The organism is Mesorhizobium sp. W050, from assembly GCF_054719535.1.
In genome coordinates, this window is sequence record NZ_JBTTIH010000001.1 from 1,971,180 (window position 1) to 1,986,090 (window position 14,911).

At 64.1% G+C, this 14,911-nt stretch carries 9 protein-coding genes; 6 read left to right on the forward strand and 3 right to left on the reverse strand.

Annotated elements, in window-relative coordinates:
- Window positions 1–4: 4 nt before the first annotated feature.
- On the reverse strand, window positions 5–2,671 hold the full coding sequence (topA, locus tag ACYG9Y_RS09415) for a type I DNA topoisomerase (protein WP_023738966.1): 2,667 nt from the start codon (window positions 2,669–2,671) through the stop codon (window positions 5–7).
- Between the two features lie 316 nt (window positions 2,672–2,987).
- Window positions 2,988–3,365 (reverse strand): COG4315 family predicted lipoprotein, encoded by a 378-nt coding sequence (locus ACYG9Y_RS09420; RefSeq protein ID WP_023704549.1) that lies wholly within the window; start codon window positions 3,363–3,365, stop codon window positions 2,988–2,990.
- 218 nt (window positions 3,366–3,583) lie between these two features.
- On the opposite strand from ACYG9Y_RS09420, the gene ACYG9Y_RS09425 reads away from it, so the two are divergent.
- From ACYG9Y_RS09425 to ACYG9Y_RS09440, 4 genes are all read left to right on the forward strand, one after another.
- Window positions 3,584–4,333, forward strand: a complete 750-nt coding sequence (locus ACYG9Y_RS09425; RefSeq protein WP_023704550.1) for a cytochrome c biogenesis CcdA family protein — start codon at window positions 3,584–3,586, stop codon at window positions 4,331–4,333.
- Between the two features lie 122 nt (window positions 4,334–4,455).
- Entirely contained in the window at window positions 4,456–5,829 is a 1,374-nt protein-coding gene (gene glmU / locus ACYG9Y_RS09430) for a bifunctional UDP-N-acetylglucosamine diphosphorylase/glucosamine-1-phosphate N-acetyltransferase GlmU (protein ID WP_023738965.1), read from the forward strand.
- 195 nt (window positions 5,830–6,024) lie between these two features.
- Window positions 6,025–7,848, forward strand: a complete 1,824-nt coding sequence (gene glmS / locus ACYG9Y_RS09435) for a glutamine--fructose-6-phosphate transaminase (isomerizing) (protein ID WP_023729847.1) — start codon at window positions 6,025–6,027, stop codon at window positions 7,846–7,848.
- A 92-nt stretch (window positions 7,849–7,940) separates the two neighbouring features.
- A complete protein-coding gene (locus ACYG9Y_RS09440; RefSeq protein WP_031193123.1) occupies window positions 7,941–8,711 on the forward strand; it encodes a DUF502 domain-containing protein in 771 nt (256 codons plus the stop codon).
- On the opposite strand, the gene recG is transcribed toward ACYG9Y_RS09440, so the two are convergent.
- Window positions 8,663–10,771 carry an ATP-dependent DNA helicase RecG gene (gene recG, locus ACYG9Y_RS09445; protein ID WP_023738964.1) on the reverse strand — a complete coding sequence of 703 codons (2,109 nt, stop codon included), beginning with the start codon at window positions 10,769–10,771 and terminating at the stop codon, window positions 8,663–8,665. The genes ACYG9Y_RS09440 and recG overlap by 49 nt on opposite strands.
- Before the next feature lie 308 nt (window positions 10,772–11,079).
- Here recG and ACYG9Y_RS09450 point away from each other — a divergent pair, with 308 nt between their 5' ends.
- Window positions 11,080–11,367: an FAD assembly factor SdhE gene (locus ACYG9Y_RS09450; protein ID WP_023738963.1), complete on the forward strand. Its 288-nt coding sequence runs from the start codon at window positions 11,080–11,082 to the stop codon at window positions 11,365–11,367.
- 10 nt (window positions 11,368–11,377) lie between these two features.
- Entirely contained in the window at window positions 11,378–14,875 is a 3,498-nt protein-coding gene (gene mfd, locus ACYG9Y_RS09455; RefSeq protein ID WP_023738962.1) for a transcription-repair coupling factor, read from the forward strand.
- The last annotated feature ends 36 nt before the right edge of the window (window positions 14,876–14,911 follow it).

Genomic DNA, 14,911 nt, shown 5'->3' on the forward strand with positions numbered 1-14,911 from the left:
GCTGCTATCCCTTTTTCTTCGCCGCCGGCTTCTTGGTCGCCGACTTCTTGGCTGTGGTTTTCTTGCCAGTGGTTGTCTTGCCAGTGGTTGTCTTGGCTGCGGGGGCCCTGGCGGCTGCCGCCTTGCGGAACGGCTTCTTGCCGCCGCCGCCCTTGGCTTCCTTCTCGGCGATCAGCGCCAGCGCGTCTTCGACCGTCACCGACTGCGGATCCTTGCCCTTGGGCAGCGTCGCGTTGACCTTGCCGTAGTTGACATAGGGCCCGTATTTGCCATCGCGCACGACGATCTTGCCGCCGCCATCGGGATGGTCGCCGAGTTCCTTCAGCGCCGCCGCGGTGCCGCCATTGCGGCCGCCCTTGCCCTTCAGCTGCTTCTCGGCGATCACAGTGACCGCGCGGTTGAGGCCGATCGAGAACACATCCTCGATGCTGTCGACATTGGCGTAGGTGCCATCGTGCAAAACGAACGGACCATAGCGGCCAAGCCCGGCGGAGATCATCTTGCCGGACTCGGGATGCTTGCCGATGTCGCGCGGCAGCGACAGCAGCGCCAAGGCCTTCTCATGGTCGATGGAATCAGGCGTCCAGCCCTTGGGCAGGCTGGAGCGCTTGGCTTCCTTGCCGTCGCCGCGCTGGATATAAGGACCGAAGCGGCCTGAGCGCAGCGTGATTTCCTCTGCCGTGTAGGGGTCCTTGCCGAGCACCTTGGTGCCGTCCTCGCCGCCGCCATTCTCGCCATTCGGGTTGGCTGCGTCGCCGAGTTGGCGGGTAAAGGAACATTCCGGATAGTTGGAGCAGCCGACGAAGGCGCCGAACTTGCCGAGTTTCAGCGACAGATTGCCGGAGCCGCATTTCGGGCAGATGCGGGGATTCGAGCCATCCTCCCGCGCGGGGAACACCAGCGGCGCCAGTTCCTCGTTCAGCGCATCGAGCACGTCGGTGACGCGCAGTTCCTTGATGTCGGCGACGGCGCCGGAAAAATCTTTCCAGAAGTCGCGCAGCACGTCCTTCCAGGCGAGCTTGCCGTCGGAAATCTCGTCAAGCTTTTCCTCGAGTGAGGCCGTGAAGTCATATTCGACATAGCGCTCGAAGAAGCTTTCGAGGAAAGCCGACAGCAGCCGGCCCTTGGCCTGCGGCACCAGCCGGCGCTTGTCGATGGTGACGTAGTCGCGGTCTTCCAACGTCTTCAGGATCGCGGTGTAGGTCGACGGACGGCCGATGCCGAGCTCTTCCAGCTTCTTGATCAGCGACGCCTCGGAGTAGCGCGGCGGCGGCTCGGTGGTGTGCTGGGTGGCATTGATCGCCTGACGGGCCAGCTGCTCGCCGGCACGGATCTCGGGCAGACGACGGTTTTCCTCGTCTTCGGCGTCGTCGTCCTTCTGGTCGGTGTAGGCGGCGATGAAGCCGTCGAAGCGAACGACGGAACCGACGGCGCGAAGCTCCGCGGTGCGAGCGCCATTGACCGCCTCGATTTCGACCGTGGTACGCTCGATCTCGGCCGACTGCATCTGGCTGGCGATGGCGCGCTTCCAGATCAATTCGTAAAGCCGCAGCTGGTCGGAATCGAGATACTGCCTGACCGAAGCCGGCGTGCGCATGAAATCGGTCGGGCGGACCGCCTCGTGCGCTTCCTGGGCATTCTTAGCCTTGGCTGTGTACTGGCGCGGCTTTTCCGGGAGGTATCGTGGGCCGAATTCCTTGGCGATGGTGTCGCGGGCGGCGTCGATCGCCTCCGGCGCCATCTGCACGCCGTCGGTTCGCATATAGGTGATCAGGCCGGTGGTCTCGCCGCCGATCTCCATGCCTTCATAGAGGCGCTGCGCCACCTGCATGGTGCGCGTCGCCGAAAAGCCGAGGCCCGACGATGCCGCCTGCTGCAGCGTCGAAGTGGTGAAGGGCGGGCCAGGATTGCGCCTTGTCGGTTTGGCTTCCACCGACAGAGCCTTGAAGGTCGCGCCTTCGAGCATGCCCTTGATATCGTCGGCCTGCGCCTTGCTGGCGATGTCGAGCTTCTGCAGCTTCTTGCGCTCGAACGCGGTCAGCCGCGCCTCGAAGCTGTCGTTACGTGGCGTGCCGAGGAGGGCAGCGATCTGCCAGTATTCCTCGCGGATGAAGCGCTCGATCTCGGATTCGCGGTCGCAGACCAGGCGCAGCGCCACCGACTGGACGCGGCCGGCCGAACGGGCGCCCGGCAATTTGCGCCACAGCACCGGCGACAGCGTGAAGCCGACGAGATAATCGAGTGCGCGGCGAGCCAGATAGGCATCGACCAATGGTGCATCGATCTGGCGCGGATTGGCCATCGCTTCCAGCACCGACGACTTGGTTATGGCATTGAAGACGACGCGGCTGACCGGCTTGTCCTTCAACACGCGCTTCTGCTTGAGCACCTCCAGCACGTGCCAGGAAATGGCTTCGCCCTCGCGATCCGGATCCGTGGCGAGGATCAAGCCATCGGCATCCTTGACCGCGTTGGCGATGTCGGTGAGACGCTTTCCGGACGCGGTGTCGACCGCCCAGGACATGGCGAAATCCTCGTCGGGACGCACCGAACCATCCTTGGCCGGCAGATCGCGGACATGGCCGAACGAGGCCAGAACCTTGAAGTTCTTGCCGAGATACTTGTTGATTGTCTTTGCCTTGGCCGGCGATTCGACGACGACGACGTCCATGAGGTCTCATATCAGCTGTGGGGCGGCAGAAGAATTCCGCTGCGTGACGCATTCAATTGGTCGCTCACATGGCCGCGCTTTTGCGATCGGTCAAGGGCAAGCGGCCAAAATGCGGAGGCGTGTGCCGCAATACACTCTTAGAGTGTATGGAGAAGATCACAAAATTTCTGTCTGGGACGGTTCGTGTTTCGAGCCACCGGGAAAGGCGCCGCGACTAGTTCGTGCTGCGCGTAAATGCCGAACTGGTCGCCGGGTCGCTTGGAGCCGGCGGCCAGCCGAGTCCCGCCGATGGGGTGCGGGATAGAGGTTCGGACGATCAGTCGGCCTTGACGATGTGCCAGACTTCGCCGACGCCGTCGCCGGTGATGTCACCGGCCTTCTTGTCCTTGATGAAGGTGTAGACCGGCTTGCCGTCATAGGCCCACATCTTGGTGCCGTCGGTGCGGTCGACGATGGTCCATTCGTCGTCCGCCTTGGCGCCGTCCTCGGCCTTCAGCGGCGGCCAGTTGGTGGCGCATTTGTCGTAGCAGTTGGTCTTGCCCTTCTCGTCCTTGTCATAGGTATAGAGCGTCATGCCATTGGCATCGGTGTAGATCTTGGTGCCACCGACATCGGCTTCCTTCCACGCTTCGGCGGCGAAGGATGCGGCGGTGCTGAGCAGAAGGGCGGCCAGGCCGACAGTGATGCTTTTCATGGAAATCTCCCTGGTGATCCGACGAAGCGCGCAGAAATCGCGGCTTCGCTGTGTGAACGCTCGGCGAGGGGCATTTCTTCCCCGACTTGGTCAACTTGGGATTGGTCGGTAACAATTCGTCCGGCCGGACCGTATGTGTAGCCAAATGCCACACGATGGTGATTGGCGAACACGGTTTTCCACCGCTATACCGGCGCCAAGGAATCTGGAGTTCTGGAATGCCATTGGACATCGGCTATGTCAGCGCGGTCGGAGCGGGGGCGATCTCGTTCCTGTCGCCTTGCGTGCTGCCGCTGGTGCCTCCCTATCTCTGCTACATGGCCGGCGTGTCGGTCGACGATTTTCGCGGTGACGATGCCGGCGTCACGGCCAAGGCCGGCGCCCGCGGCGCGCTCATCTATTCCTCGCTCGCCTTCGTACTCGGTTTCTCCACCGTGTTCGTGGCGCTTGGCGCCGGCGCCTCGACCATCGGCCACTGGCTGCGCGTCTGGCAGGAGCCGCTGGCGATGGCGGCCGGGGTGCTGATCATCCTGATGGGGCTGAATTTCCTCGGCATCCTGCGCATACCACTTCTGTCGCGCGAGGCGCGCTTTCAGTCGCAGGGCAAGCCTGCCAGCATGGTCGCCGCCTATGTCATGGGGCTGGCCTTCGCCTTTGGCTGGACGCCGTGCATCGGCCCGGTGCTGGGGCCGATCCTGACCTTGGCCGGCGGCCGCGAGACGGTGGGCGAGGGGGCGCTGCTGCTCGCCGCCTATTCGCTTGGCCTCGGCATTCCGTTCCTGATCGCTGCCCTGTTCTCCGGCGCCTTCATGCGCTTCCTCGGCAGGTTCCGCGTCCATCTCGGCCGCGTCGAAAAAGCCATCGGCGCGCTGCTGGTCGTCGCCGGCGTGTTCTTCCTCACCGGCGGCGTGCAGACGGTGTCCTACTGGCTGCTGGAGAATGTTCCGGTGCTGGGCCGGCTGGGGTAGAGATCCGCTGATCGAGAGTGAACTGCCTCATCACCTCACCGGAATTTAACCCCATTGGTGCAGCATGGCGCCAGATGCTACCACTCTGCGATTCCTGATCCCATTCATACGGTTGTCCTTCCATGAGCCAGAGATCCTGCTTGTCCGTCATTCTCGCCGCCGGCGAAGGCACGCGCATGAAGAGCGCGATGCCGAAGGTGCTGCACCAGATCGCCGGACTGCCGATGGTCGCCCATGTGGTGAAAGCGGCCGAGGCCGCCGGCGCCCGCAGCCAGGCGCTGGTGATCGGCCATGGCGCCGATGATATGCGCAAGGCGGCGGCGAAATTCGCGCCCAAGGCCGAGACCTTCGTGCAGGAGAAGCGGCTCGGCACTGCGCATGCCGTGCTGGCTGCGCGCGATGCGATATCAAAGGGTTATGACGATATTCTCGTGATGTTCGGCGACACGCCGCTGATCGACGCTGAAGCCCTGGTGACCGCGCGGCAAAAGCTTGCCGATGGCGCGGCTGTTGTGGTGATCGGCTTCCGCCCGCCCAGCCAGACCGGCTATGGCCGGCTGATCGAAAAGGGCGGCAAGCTCACCGCCATCCGCGAGGAGAAGGACTGCTCCGCCGAGGAAAAGAAGATCGGCTTCTGTAATGCCGGCATGATGGCGGTGGCGGGCAAGCATGCGCTCGACCTGCTCGACCTGGTTGGCAACAAGAACGCCAAGGGCGAGTTCTATCTCACCGACATCGTCGAGATCGCCAGTGCGAAAGGGCTCGATGTCGTTGCCACCGAAACCAGCTTCGAGAGTGCGCTCGGCATCAACAACCGAGCCGAACTGGCGCAGGCCGAAGGCATCTGGCAGGTGCGCCGGCGCTACGAGGCCATGCGGTCGGGCGTAACGCTGATCGCGCCGGAAACCGTGTATTTCTCGCATGACACCGAAATCGGCGCCGATACGATCGTCGAGCCCAATGTCTGGTTCGGACCGGGCGTGAAAATTGCAACCGGCGCCAAGATCCACGCTTTCAGCCACATCGAAGGCGCCACCATTGCCTCCAACTGCGTTGTCGGGCCGTTCGCGCGGCTGCGGCCGGGTGCCGATCTTCGCAACAAGGCGAAGGTCGGCAATTTCTGCGAGGTCAAGCAGGCGGTCATCGAGGAAGGCGCCAAGGTCAATCATCTGACTTATATCGGCGATGCCCGTGTGGGCGCGGGGGCCAATATCGGCGCCGGCACCATTACCTGCAACTATGACGGCTACTCGAAGTTTTTCACCGACATCGGCAAGGGCGCCTTCATCGGTTCGAACTCGTCGCTGGTGGCGCCGGTTACGATCGGCAAGGGCGGCTACATCGCCTCGGGTAGCGTCATAACCGAAAGCGTGCCGGACGATGCGCTGGCCTTCGGCCGCGCCCGCCAGAAGACCATTCCCGGCAAGGGCAAGGAATTGCGCGAGCGCTTCGCGTCTGCCGCAGCGGCGAAGAAAAAGGCCGGCACCGACCATTAACCGCCGAAGCAATTGAACAACCGAGGAATTGCGGTAACCGGATTGCAAGAGCGGTGTGTCATAGTGCATCGGGTTGAGAAGCGTTCCGTTACAGCAGACGAAACGCAAAGTGACTTTCGCGGCGGGCCGGCAATCCCTAGATAGCGCTGGTTTTCCATCGGGACTGGTTTTCCAGCGGGAATTGGGGGCAGGCATATGTGCGGTATCGTCGGAATTGTCGGCCAGAGCCAGGTCGCGCCGCTCATCGTCGATGCGCTGAAGCGGCTGGAATATCGCGGCTATGACTCGGCCGGTGTCGCCACGGTCGAGCATGGCCGGCTTGGCCGCCGCCGCGCCGAAGGCAAGCTGATCAACCTCGAACGCCGGCTGAAGGACGAGCCGCTCAATGGCACGATCGGCATCGGCCACACGCGCTGGGCCACGCATGGCGTGCCCAACGAGACCAACGCCCATCCGCATTTTTCCGACGGCGTCGCCATCGTACACAACGGCATCATCGAGAATTTCGCCGAACTGCGCGACGAACTGATCCGCGACGGCTATTCCTTCTCGTCACAGACCGACACCGAGGTCGTGGCGCACCTGGTGGCGCGCGAACTCGCCAAAGGGTTGAAGCCGATCGAGGCGGCGCATCAGGCGCTGAAGCGACTGGAAGGCGCCTTTGCTCTGGCCATCATGTTCACCGGCGACGAGGACCTCATCGTCGGCGCCCGCAATGGCCCTCCGCTGGCCGTCGGCCATGGCGATGGCGAGATGTTTCTGGGCTCCGACGCCATCGCGCTGGCGCCCTTCACCAATTCCATCACCTACCTTGAAGACGGCGACTGGGCGGTGGTGCGCCGCGATGGCGTCACCATCTTCGACATCGACGGCAAAGAGGTTGCCCGCAAGCGCCAGCAATCACTATCGACCAGTTTCATGGTCGATAAGGGCAACCGCCGCCATTTCATGGAAAAGGAAATCCATGAACAGCCCGAGGTGATCTCGCATACGCTGGCGCACTATGTCGATTTCGTCTCTGGCGTGTCGAAGCCGCTGGAACTGCCGTTCGACTTTGCCAAGATCGGCCGGCTGGCGATCTCGGCCTGCGGCACCGCCTATCTCGCGGGGTTGATCAGCAAATACTGGTTCGAGCGCTATGCGCGGCTGCCGGTCGACATCGATGTCGCCTCGGAGTTCCGCTACCGCGAAATGCCGCTATCGGCTGATGACGCGGCCTTCTTCATCTCGCAGTCGGGCGAAACCGCCGACACGCTGGCGTCGCTGCGCTATTGCCGCAAGGCGGGCATGAAGATCGGCGCCATCGTCAATGTGCGCGAATCGACCATGGCGCGCGAATCCGACGTCGTGCTGCCGACGTTGGCCGGGCCGGAGATCGGCGTCGCCTCGACCAAGGCTTTCACCTGCCAGCTTTCGGTGCTGGCCTCGCTGGCGGTGCGTGCGGGTGTGGCGCGCGGCACGATCTCGAAGGATGAGGAAAAGACGCTGGTGCGCGCTCTTTCGGAGGCGCCTCGCTACGCCAACCAGGTACTGAAGCTCGAAGAGCAGATCGAGCGCATCGCGCGCGAAATCTCGCGCTACAAGGACGTGCTCTATCTCGGACGCGACACCAATTTCCCGCTGGCCATGGAAGGCGCGCTGAAACTCAAGGAAATCTCCTACATCCATGCCGAGGGTTATGCCGCGGGCGAACTGAAGCACGGGCCGATCGCGCTGATCGACGAGAACATGCCGGTCATCGTCATCGCGCCGCATGATCGCATCTTCGAAAAAACCGTGTCGAACATGCAGGAAGTGGCGGCGCGCGGCGGCAAGATCATCCTGATCACCGACGCCAAGGGCGCGGCGCAGGTCAGCGTCAAGACGATGGAGACGATCATCCTGCCCGACGTGCCGGAAATCATCTCGCCGATCATCTATGCGCTGCCGATCCAGATGCTGGCCTACTACGCCGCCGTGTTCATGGGGACGGACGTCGACCAGCCGCGCAACCTGGCGAAATCGGTGACGGTGGAGTAGTCGGCGCTCATCGGGGGTCTAAAAAACTTCGCAGTTCCAAAGCGCCGTCCGCTTCACTAGTGTGGCGCTGCAACCCGCGTCCCCGGTGAACCATGTCCGATGCTCCCAGAACTTCAGGCATGACCCGGCTGAGGAACTATTTCCTCACAGGCTTTATCGTCTGCGCGCCGCTGGCGATCACCGCCTATATCGCCTGGTCGTTCGTCGGCTGGGTCGATTCCTGGGTGAAGCCGTACATTCCGGCGCGCTACAGCCCCGACACCTATTTGCCGTTTCCGGTGCCCGGCTTCGGCCTGATCGTGGCGCTCGTGCTGATCACGCTGATCGGCTTCATGACCGCCAACATCGTCGGTCGCGCCATCGTCAATTTCGGCGAACGGCTGCTTGGCCGTATGCCGCTGGTGCGCGGCATCTACGGTTCGCTGAAGCAGATTTTCCAGACGGTGCTGTCGAACAAGGGCGATATGTTCCGCCAGGTCGGGCTGGTCGAATATCCGCGAAAAGGCGTCTGGTCGCTGGTCTTCGTCGCCAGCGAGAAGGAAACCGAGATCAACCAGAAGCTCGACCATGCAGGCGACCCGATGATCGCCGTGTTCATGCCGTGCACGCCGAACCCTACCACCGGTTTCCTGATGTACGTGCCGAAATCCGACATCGTGCTGCTCGACATGACGATCGAGGACGGCGCCAGGCTGATCGTCTCGGCCGGGCTGGTGGCGCCCGAAGTCAAGCCGAAAATGGTGACGATGAACGGCCAGCCGATCGACGGAGATCTCGCCAACCCGCCGCTTGGCGGGCTGATCGCCGAGGGCGCTCAGCCGGCGCGCAAGAGCCGTACGGCCTCGTCGCGGCCGAACAAATAGAGCAGCAGGCGCAGCGCCTCGCCGCGCTCAGACTGTAGTTCCGGGTCGCGCGACAGGATCAGCCTTGCATCGTCGCGGGCTGCTTCGAGCAAGTCGGCGTGCACCTCGATGCGCGCCACCTGGAAGCCCGGCGTGCCGGACTGGCGGGTGCCGAGCAATTCGCCTTCGCCGCGCAGCTTCAGATCCTCTTCGGCGATCAGGAACCCGTCCTCGGTCTCGCGCATCACCGACAGCCGGCGCTTTGCCGTCTCGCCGAGCGGGTCCTTGTAGAGCAGCACGCAGGAAGAAGGCTTGTCGCCGCGCCCGACGCGGCCGCGCAGCTGGTGCAGTTGCGCCAGGCCAAAACGCTCGGCGTGTTCGATGACCATGATCGTGGCGTCCGGCACGTCGACGCCGACCTCAATAACGGTGGTGGCGATAAGGATGCGGGTTTCGCCGGCCTTGAAGGCGCGCATCGCCTCGTTCTTTTCGGCGCCCTTCATGCGGCCGTGCACGAGGCCGATGCGATCGCCGAACAAGGGCTGCAGCGAGGCAAAACGGTCCTCGGCCGACATAAGCTTGATCTCTTCGGATTCCTCGACCAGCGGGCAGATCCAGTAGATCTTCTGACCGTCGGCAACCGCGTCCAGCATGCGACCGACCAGCTCGTCAAGCCGTTCCAGCGGCAGCGTGACGGTGCGGATCGGCTGGCGGCCGATCGGTTTTTCCGTCAGCTTGGAGACGTCCATGTCGCCGAAGGCGGTCAGCACCAGAGTGCGCGGGATCGGCGTCGCCGTCATCACCAGCATGTCGGGGGCGTCGCCCTTGGCGGTGATGGCAAGCCGCTGGTGGACGCCGAAGCGGTGTTGCTCGTCGACCACGGCAAAGACGAGGTCGTGATAGGTCACCGTTTCCTGGAACAGCGCATGGGTGCCGACGACGATGTCGATCTCGCCGCTGGCGAGACCTGATAGCGTTTCAGTGCGTTCGCGGCCCTTTTCGCGGCCGGTCAGGATAGCGACGCGCAGGCCGGCCTGTTCGGCCAGCGGCGTGATTGTCGCCAGATGCTGGCGCGCCAGGATTTCGGTCGGCGCCATCAAGGCCGCCTGGCCGCCGGCCTCGACTGCGCGCCCCATGGCCAGCAGCGCCACCACCGTCTTGCCGGAGCCGACATCGCCTTGCAGCAGGCGCAGCATGCGCTCGGGGTCGGCCAGATCGGCATTGATTTCGGCAAGCGCGAATTCCTGGCTGCCGGTCAATGAATAGGGCAGGGCTGCGCGCAGTTTCTCGACGATGCGACCGTCGCCGATGAGCGGCCGGCCCGACAGGCGGCGCACTTTTGCCCGCACCAATGCCAGCGAGACCTGGCCGGCGAGAAGCTCGTCATAGGCAAGGCGGCGCCATGCCACCCCCTCGATGGCGACATCGATCGGGTCCGCGGGATAGTGGATGCGGGCGAGCGCGTCGGCGAAGGCGGGGAAAGTCTGCTTGCGCATGAAGGCGCCGTCCTGCCATTCCGGCAATTCCGGCAGCCGGCCGAGCGCCTGGCCGATGGCGCGGCGCAGCACCTTGCCCGACAGGCCGGCGGTCAGCGGATAGACCGGTTCGATCAGCGGCAGTGTTTCCGCCTCGCTCACCAGGGCGATATGGTCGGGATGGACCATGGTCGGGCGGCCGTTGAACCACTCCATGCGGCCCGAGACGATGACATGCTCGCCCACCGGCATCGCCTTTTCGAGATAGGCGGCATGAGCGTGGAAGAAGATCAGGCCGATCTCGCCGGTGTCGTCATGGGCATAGACGCGGTAAGGCACCGACCGGTTGCCGCGCGGCGGCGGCTGGTGGCGGTCGATGCGCACGTCGAGTGTGACGATGGCGCCGGCAGGCGCAAGCGCGATGCCGGGACGATTGCGACGGTCGATGACGGTGTGCGGCAGCACGAACACCAGGTCGCCCGCGCGCGCCGGCCGTTCGCCGAGATCGGCCGCCACTACCTTCTCGATCAGAGCGCCAACCTTGGGGCCGACGCCGGCAAGCGAAGTGATGGGGACGAAGAGAGGGTCGAGGAGGGAGGGGCGCATGCCTTTACCCTCCCCCCTGTGGGGAGGGTCGATCCGCGAAGCGGAGCGGGGTGGGGGTAGGTGCGCGTCTAACTTCAGAAGAAGGCGGCGCACCAGCGCCGCACCCCGTCTCACCCGCTTCGCTTTGCGAAGCGTGCTCGCCGACCCTCCCCACAAGGGGGAGGGTGAAGTGCGGGCGGTGTCCGGCACCAGCGTTGTCAGGAGTGTTCTTCACACCCGGGATGTTTAGCCGCCCACCCGTGCGTTGCAAGGCTGACACCGCCCTCTATCCACGCTATATGCGCCGCACCAAGCAAGGATGCGGCACGATGACCGGGACGAAACGATCGAGCGAGGGGCTGGATATCAGGCGCCGCAAGCTGTTGTTCCGCTCCTGGCATCGCGGGATGCGCGAGATGGACCTTATCCTCGGTACCTTTGCCGACAACGAGATCGGCGCCTTGACCGGCGATGAAATCGACCAATATGAAAAGCTCCTCGACATTCCCGACACCGAATTCCTGCCCATGGTCACCGGCGAACGCCCGGTTCCCGGGAATATCGACTGTGCCGTCCTGCAAAAGATCTTGGCATCGCGCCGGACCATGACATTTTAAACGTGCAACCATGAGCCTCATTCCCAAAATCGGCCTGCCGAAAGGCCGCGCCGGCCAGTTCATCGTCGACGGCGTTGCCGATGGCTACGAAGCCTTTGCGCTGGTGCAGGCGATCCATGAGATTGCGCCTGACAAACCCGTGCTGTTTGTGGCGCGCGACGGCCAGCGCCTGCCGTCGATCATCGAGGCGCTGACCTTTGCCGCCCCCGGCCTGCCGGTGCTGGAGTTGCCGGCCTGGGATTGCCTGCCCTATGACCGCGTTTCGCCAGGCTCCGATGCCGCTGCCAAGCGGCTCGATGCGCTGACGGCGATGATCGCGCTGGCGAAAAAGCCGCATCGCGCCGTCATCCTGACCACTGCCAATGCGCTGTTGCAGCGTATTCCGCCGGCCGATCTGGTCGAAGCGCAGACTTTCCACGCAAAGCCAGGCAATCAGATCGACATGAACGCGCTGGTGTCGCGGCTGGAGATTTCCGGCTTCGAGCGGGTGCCGACGGTGCGCGGTATCGGCGAATTCGCCGTGCGCGGCGGCATCCTCGACCTCTACGCACCCGGCTGGACGGAAGCACTGCGGCTCGATTTCTTCGGCGACACGCTGGAATCGATCCGCGTCTTCGACGCCGCCACGCAGCGCACCACCGGCCAGCGCAAGTCGATGGCGCTGCAGGCGATGAGTGAGGTGGCGCTGACCCCCGAAACCATCAGCCGCTTCCGCCGGTCCTATATCGAAGCCTTTGGCGCACCGCAGCGTGACGACGGGCTTTATGCGGCGGTGAGCGAGGGCCGGCGCTTCGCCGGCATGGAGCATTGGTTGCCGTTGTTCTACGAGCGGCTGGAGACGGTATTCGATTATCTGCCTGATGCGCCGGTGATCTTCGACCACCTGGCGCATGAGGCGCTGGCCGAACGCCACACGCTGATCCTCGACCATTACGAAGCGCGCCGCAAACAGGCCGACGCCGCGTTGAAGGACGCCGTGCCGTACAAGCCGGTGGCGCCGGACCTGCTCTATCTCTCGCCGGAAAACCTCGTGGCGTCGCTCGGACCGCGCGAATCCATCGACTTCACTGCTTTCGATGCGCCTGATGTCGGGGCCAGGAAGGTCTTCCATGGCGGTTCGCGCCATGGCCGCAGCTTTGCCGAGGAACGGGCTGACCCAAACATCAACGTCTTCGATGTCGTCGTAAAACACATCGCCGACGAGCGCGCGGCGCGCCGGCGGGTCATCGTCGCCGGTTGGACCGAAGGATCGCTCGATCGGCTCGGCCAGATCCTGGCCGAGCATCATCTCGGCAATCTGGTGCCGGTGGCGACGTTGGCCGAAGCCGAAAAGCTCGAGCCGGGGCAGGCCGCCCTTGCGGTGCTGCCGCTGGAATCCGGCTTCGAGACCGAACAGCTGGTTGTCGTCGCCGAGCAGGACATTCTGGGCGACCGGCTGATCCGCCGCTCGAAGCGCAAGAAGCGCGCGTCGGATTTCATCGCCGAGGCCTCGTCGCTGTCGGCCGGCGACATCGTCGTCCACGCCGATCACGGCATTGGCCGCTTCATCGGCCTGCGCACCATCGAGGCGGTCGGCGCGCCGCATGACTGCCTGGAAATCCACTATGCCGGCGACGACCGGCTGTTCCTGCCGGTGGAAAACATCGAGCTTCTGTCGCGCTACGGCTCTGACACAGCCGAGGCGACGCTGGACAAGCTCGGCGGCGGCGCCTGGCAGTCGCGCAAGGCGCGGCTGAAGAAGCGCCTGCTCGACATGGCCGGACAGCTGATCCGCATTGCCGCCGAGCGCCAGATGCGTACCGCGCCGCCCATGGTGCCGGCGGAAGGGCTTTACGGCGAATTCTCGGCGCGCTTTCCCTATGAGGAGACCGACGACCAGCAGGGCGCGATCGATGCCGTCGTGGACGATCTCGGCGCCGGCAAGCCGATGGACCGGCTGATCTGCGGCGATGTCGGCTTCGGCAAGACCGAAGTGGCGTTGCGCGCCGCCTTCATCGCGGCGATGGAAGGGTTCCAGGTCGCGGTCGTGGTGCCGACGACGCTGTTGTCGCGCCAGCATTTCAAGACCTTTTCGCAGCGCTTCTCCGGCCTGCCGATCCGCGTCGGCCAGGCCTCGCGGCTGGTCGGCGCCAAGGAACTGGCGGAAACCAAGAAAGCCATCGCCGGGGGGCAGGTCGACATCGTCATCGGCACCCATGCACTGCTCGGGTCGGCGATCTCGTTCAAGAATCTCGGCCTGCTGATCATCGACGAGGAGCAGCATTTTGGCGTCAAGCACAAGGAACGGCTGAAGGACCTCAAGACCGATGTCCACGTGCTGACGCTGTCGGCGACGCCGATCCCGCGCACGCTGCAGCTTGCCTTGACCGGCGTGCGCGAACTGTCGCTGATCGCCACGCCGCCGGTCGACCGCATGGCGGTGCGCACCTTCATCTCGCCTTTCGACCCGCTGGTCATCCGCGAGACGCTGCTGCGCGAACGCTACCGCGGCGGCCATTCCTTCTATGTCGTTCCGCGCATCAGCGATCTCGCCGAAATCCATGATTTCCTGCGCGAATCCGTCCCCGAGCTGAAGGTGGCGGTGGCCCATGGCCAGATGCCGCCGGGCGAACTCGACGACATCATGAACGCCTTCTATGACGGCCAGTACGACGTGCTGTTGTCGACCACCATCGTCGAATCCGGGCTCGACATTCCGACCGCTAACACGCTGATCATCCATCGCGCCGATATGTTCGGCCTGTCGCAGCTCTACCAGCTGCGCGGCCGCGTCGGCCGTTCCAAGGTGCGGGCATATGCGTTGTTCACGCTGCCGGCCAACCGCAAGCTCACCGACACGGCCGAGCGCCGGCTGAAGGTGCTGCAGTCGCTGGACACGCTTGGCGCGGGCTTCCAGCTCGCCAGCCACGACCTCGACATCCGTGGCGCCGGCAACCTTCTGGGCGAAGAGCAATCCGGTCATATCAAGGAGGTCGGATTCGAGCTCTACCAGCAGATGCTGGAGGAGGCGGTGGCCGAGGTGAAGGATTCCGGCGAGGTGCAGGATGGCGGCTGGTCGCCGCAGATCGCCGTCGGTACGGCGGTCATGATCCCGGAAAGCTACGTGCCGGACCTGCAGCTCAGGCTGGCGCTTTACCGCCGCCTTGGCGATCTCGAAAACACGGAGGAAATCGACGCCTTTGGCGCCGAGCTGATCGATCGTTTCGGTCCGCTGCCGGAGGAAGTGAAACATCTTCTCAAGATCGTCTTCATCAAGGCGCTCTGCCGCAGGGCCAATGTCGAAAAGCTCGATGCCGGCCCCAAGGGCGTCGTCATCCATTTCCGCAAGCGCGAGTTTTCCAACCCGGTCGGGCTGGTCAAATACATCGGCGAACAGGGCTCGCTGGCCAAGATCAGGGCCGACCACAGCGTGGTCTTCATCCGCGACTGGCCGACGGCGGAAAAGCGCCTGGCGGGCTCGGCTGTCGTCATGACGCAGTTGGCGCGGCTGGTGGAGAAGGCCGCATAGCCCGCCGGCTACCATTCGCCAGCGCTTGAATTCCGG